The following is a 5,220-nucleotide window of genomic DNA, read 5'->3' on the forward strand; positions in this document are numbered from 1 at the left end:
AAAAATAATGGTAAAAATAGAAATGGAATAAAAATTAAAATGATGAAAATAATTTTTTTAAAATTAAAAACTTAAATCATGAGTTAAAACCTAATTTAACACTTATTTTTTATTCTTAATTTCATCCAATCTTTTTACCATTTCAAGAACACGTGTTCTTGTATTATTTTCCTCACTATAATCTTCACTGTAATTCTCTTCAACTTCTACCAAATAAAATGCTTCCTCAGACAAAACTCCAGGAATGTTCATTTTAGCCAAGTTTCTCTCAACCCTTCTTTTAAGTGGCTCATCATCCATTTCCTGAGCTAAAAATATAGGGGTCTTGACCGCTGATGATATCTTGGTGTTGTGACGTGCACGATGACGTTCCTCTGTTCTATTGTTAAGAATCTCCTCTGATGACAAGTTTAGATTAGGATCCCTGAATGGAATTCCAACATCAGACAATGCCATCTTTATCTCATCATTCTTTACAAGTGATTTGCTTAGGTTTTTTGTACTTGGTGATGCCAATGTTCCTCCCTGGAAACGTCCGAATATTGGTCCGAGGGATACATAGAATCCTGCCTCTATAAAACCCATCCTTACTGGTGAGGAGGAAGTGTATGTACAGACAATTCCATCATCCTTTATCACTCTCATAAATTCCTTGAAAAAGTCAACGCTTACAAGTTCAGGAGACATGTTTTGTGAAAAGGGATCTAAAAATATTGCATCATAGGAATTGTCCTCAAGCTTTTGTATAACCTGTCTTGCATCATCTATATGAATGTTTAATTCCATGTTTTCCGGAATTTCTGTCTTTTCAAGTTCAAGTGCTGCATAGCCGCAATCAATCAATGCCTTTTCAATTGCCCTTTTTGTAATGTCATGTGCCGCTATAGGTGATGGCACCATAAGACCTGCAGCAAGGGTTGGCTTTGATATTTCAAGCATGTCTATTTTAAGAGATGTGCCATTTGCATTTTTTAAAAAATCATCAATGGCTGCTGAACTGTTGTATCCAAGTCCGGCGCAAATGTCAAGAATGGCTATGTCCTCATCATAATTTAATTTCAATGGCTTTATGAACTTTTCAAATGATTCGCTTATTGCTCCTGTTGAGGTATGTAATGTTTCTACCTTATGATTTATTTCCTTTGACTTTATGCTGTATGAACCATCATCGGTTTTTACAAAATAATCATTATAATCTGAGAAGATAGATGTTCTATATGCATCATCATGATTTTTTCTTTCATTTTCAAAGGCTTGATTAATTAAATCATAGATAGTTTCATTTATTACGGTAGATTCTTCAACATAGCTCATTTAATCACACAATATTTTAAGTAAATTAATTCAAATTGAAATTGTATTTTTTTGTTAATATTTTTAGTTATTTAATTCAGATTGAAATTGTATTTTTTTATTAATTTCTAAGTAAATTAATTCAAATTGAAATAGTATTTTTTTTAAGTAAATTAATCCAAATTGAATATTCAAATATTAATAATTTTTTATTGATAAAATATTAAAAAATTCTATTTTTTAGGGATTATAAAGAAATAATCCTAATATTTTTATTTACTTCCAAAAGCATTCTGTAAACTTCATTTATTTTCTCATCACTGACTTCTGAAAAATCATAAAGTTCCATATTCAATAGTTTGTATTTTGATTCTGCCAAATTATGGATCTTGAATATTTCAACATTGAATTCTTTGAAGTCCTTTAAAAGATCGATTATTTTATTTAAATTCTCTTCCTTTAAGGTATATTCATTATTTAAAGGAATTCTAAAGGTGATGTTTTCCTTTTTGATAGTGGAATTTTTAATGATTTTTAAATTATTCAAAAACAAATCCAAATCCAAATTTAAAACTTCTTTGGCCTCTTTTTTATCCAAAATCTTTATGTCAATAAACAATTCATCAATGTATGGAATTGCCAATTTAAGAAGATCGGTTGAAACTGATAGAGAAGTTTCAAAACATATGTTTATTCCATTTTCCTTTAAGTTTTCCAAAAGTGGAAGGAGATTTTTTATTTGAATTAATGCCTCTCCTCCAGAGAAGGTTACTCCGCCGCCATTTGAATAATAAATCTCATCCTTTAATATTTCCTTTTCCAAATCCTCTAAACTTATATCATATCCAAATGACTTTAAGATTCCATCTTCCCTAAATTCATCTATTGAATAATTGATGGTTTCTGGATTGCAGCACCATGGACAAGTCAGATTACATCCTTTTAAAAAGACGGTTGTTCTAATCCCATTGCCGTCATGAAGAGAAAAATGTTGAATGTTTGTAATTCTAACTGTCATTTTAGCACCTGAATTTTATATTATCAACATAATCATATTTACTGTTTATACTATTTAGTATTTATCCGAAAATCCATTAAAATAAAGTTTTAAAACTAAAATTTATTTTTATCTTATTTTAAACTGAAATAATCAAATAAAATTTAGATATTTTGTTGAAATAAATATTTTTAAATCCAAATGAAATTAAATGATTAAAGCCAAATAATACTTTGTTTTTAAACTATTTAAAGCTTGTTTAGATGCGAAAAGATGAAAAAACAAGAAAATTAGAAAATTTTAAAGTGAGAAAACATTATTGTGTGAAAACATAAATGTGCAAAAATTAAAAGTGTGAAAACAATAATGTGCAAAAACACAAAAAATGCAAAAAACAATAACTGAGAAAACAATATTGTGCAAAAACACAAAAATGCAAAAATTAATAGCTGTGAAAAATTATTGTGCAAAAAAAACTCAAAAATTGGCACCCTCTAATGGATTAACTTAGATTTACCTTCAAGCTTTTTAATCGCCTTCGGCGATTAAAAACCTTGACCAAAAATGGTTATCTATTAAATAAAGAACTTGGAATTGTAAAAAATTAAAAAAAGTAAATTAAATAAAAAAAAGAAATTAAATTAAAAAACTTAAACAGCTATTTTTCCTTCGTTTTTTAGAGCTCTTTCTATTAGAAGGTCTTTATAGGATTCCGGCAAGTCATTGAAATAAGCGCTGAATCCCCAAACCCTAACAATTAGATTTGGATGGGCCTCTGGATTTTCCTTTGCCTCAATCAAGGTCTTGCTGTCAACAACATTCATCTGCATTTGGAAAAAGCCTAATTTAATGCTTGCAATAATGAAGTCTGTAAACTTTTCAAAGTTTTCCTCAATGAAACTTGGTGAAACCATCATGTCCACAACATTTCCATTGAACTTTGCTCCGGAATAATCCAGTTTTGATGCAAACCTTAAAAGTTCAGTGAAATCCTTGTTGGAATCAGATGAAATGTGTGTTGAGAAAGGTTCTCCTGCTCTTCTTCCGTCAAATGAAGCTGAAACTTCCTCTCCTGCACTTATGTATGATGGAGCGCTTAAACCAAACTTGATTTTTCCTCCAAAGCCATTTACATAATCCTTAATGCAGTCTTCTAAATAATTAATAATCTCATTTGAAAGGGAGATTACCTCATCATCATCCACTCCAAAGTAAAGCTCCTGTCCCTTAAGGAGTTTTAGAATTTGATTGTCCTTTCCTTTGAAATTGGACTTTCTGATTCTGTTCAATTCATAAAAATCATATGTTTTCCCACGTGAGAATCTGGATTGTTCCACCTCAATAAAATCACTTATATTTCCTTCAAAAACAAGCTTTTTAAGGTTCAAAAGACTGTTGACAGTGTTTGCAAGTGAAACTGTGGTTATTCCATAATGATTGTATTTTGCACCTCCCTGTGAAATGTCCAAACCCTTTACATTGCAATCATCTATAAAGAGGGAAAGCAATGGATCCACATTCCATTTAATTGAATCCAAAACATTGATCAGATTGTCCGCTTCAGCCTTAAGGTATCCCTTATACATTTCAAACAAATCTTCAAAATTCTCAATTGACCTGATTGTCTCATTGGATTCATTGTCCAACAAATCATTTAATGGCTTTAGGAATGAAATGAAATTTATGTTGTTCTGTTCAAGACCCTTTCCAACTGCTGCAGGTTCCCAACAGGCTGAAACAACATAATTTTCAGCATCCTCATAATCATAGCCAAATTCCACCATTTTTTCTATTACAATTTCATCGTTTGAAAACAAAGGACAGCCTATTCCGGTTGCAATTGACTTTAAGGAAAGCTCTATCAAGTCACGGGGAGTCTCCTCACTTACACGTAGAAGCACCTTAGGGTCAGGCAATTGAAGATTGCAGACCGCTTCAATGAACATATAAGTCAAGTCATTGTAGAAATAATAGTTTCCCAACTCATCGGCGAATTTGCCTCCAAGAACTATAACCTGACCGGTGTCTCCCATCAGGGCAGCGCTCTTATACCAGTAATAGGAATGCAAGGTTTTTAAAAAGTCCTTAACCATTTCAAAAGCCTCTTCCCGAGTGATGACCCCATTATTGATATCATCAAAATAATAGTCTTCCAAAATCTTGTCCAAGCGACCTAAGCCATTTAATCCATGGCCGGTTTGCCATAATAATTGATTGAAAAAGAGTATTCTTTGAAGAGCCTCTTCAAAGTGCCTTGCAGGCTTGTCAATCATGCCCTCAAAAAACTTTGCAAACTTGAACTTGTCCGGACGGTTTGAAGCGTTGATTTTCTTTATGATTTTATAGATAAAGAGTTCAATTCCATCAAGCAAGGCCTGCTGGTTTTCAATAAACTCAGAGGACTTTAATCGGGACTCAAACTTATAGTTGTAATAGGCCTCATCATAATCATATAGGGAATATTTTAAAATGCGTGAATAGTCTATGGAAATATTGTCTATAACATGTCCGTCCTCACTCAAATTCTTAAATTCGTCCAAAAAGAATATGAATCCGGATTGGGAAATGTCAATTTCAACTTTCTGAAGAAGGTTTTTGATTTGAATCCCCTTTGAAAACTTGGAGCTGGAGAGATAGTATTTATGCATATTGCGAGCCAAATAACTGGAAGCCTTTTGACTGCTGCCAAACCTGCGGCTAAGTTTGCGTGCAGTGAATGCTAAATTGATTGACCTTTTTCCAAGTGAATTGTTTTCCGCCTTATGATAAGTGGATTTAGCAATGTTTTTTAAAATCGGATTCATGGTACATCCCCTAATAGTTTTATGAAAATTTTAAGATCTTAATAAATAAATTAAATAAAACCTTAATAAATAAATTAAATAAATTAAATAAATTAAATAAATTAAATAGATTAATTAGATTAATTA

General features: G+C 31.4%; 3 protein-coding genes. All 3 read right to left on the reverse strand.

Going from position 1 to position 5,220, the window contains the following annotated elements:
- Positions 1-102: 102 nt before the first annotated feature.
- The 3 genes from Q0138_RS09230 to Q0138_RS09240 all read right to left on the reverse strand — a co-directional run bounded on the left by Q0138_RS09230 (position 103) and on the right by Q0138_RS09240 (position 5,094).
- The gene (locus Q0138_RS09230) at positions 103-1,314 is read right to left on the reverse strand and encodes an MnmC family methyltransferase (protein ID WP_297983814.1); all 1,212 of its coding nucleotides are present in this window, start codon (positions 1,312-1,314) and stop codon (positions 103-105) included.
- A gap of 226 nt (positions 1,315-1,540) precedes the next feature.
- The gene (locus Q0138_RS09235) at positions 1,541-2,311 is read right to left on the reverse strand and encodes a 4Fe-4S cluster-binding domain-containing protein (RefSeq protein ID WP_297983817.1); all 771 of its coding nucleotides are present in this window, start codon (positions 2,309-2,311) and stop codon (positions 1,541-1,543) included.
- 629 nt (positions 2,312-2,940) lie between these two features.
- The gene (locus Q0138_RS09240; RefSeq protein WP_297983820.1) at positions 2,941-5,094 is read right to left on the reverse strand and encodes a pyruvate formate lyase family protein; all 2,154 of its coding nucleotides are present in this window, start codon (positions 5,092-5,094) and stop codon (positions 2,941-2,943) included.
- Positions 5,095-5,220: the final 126 nt, after the last annotated feature.

Source organism: uncultured Methanobrevibacter sp., assembly GCF_937906425.1.
Classification (GTDB): Archaea; Methanobacteriota; Methanobacteria; order Methanobacteriales; family Methanobacteriaceae; genus Methanobrevibacter.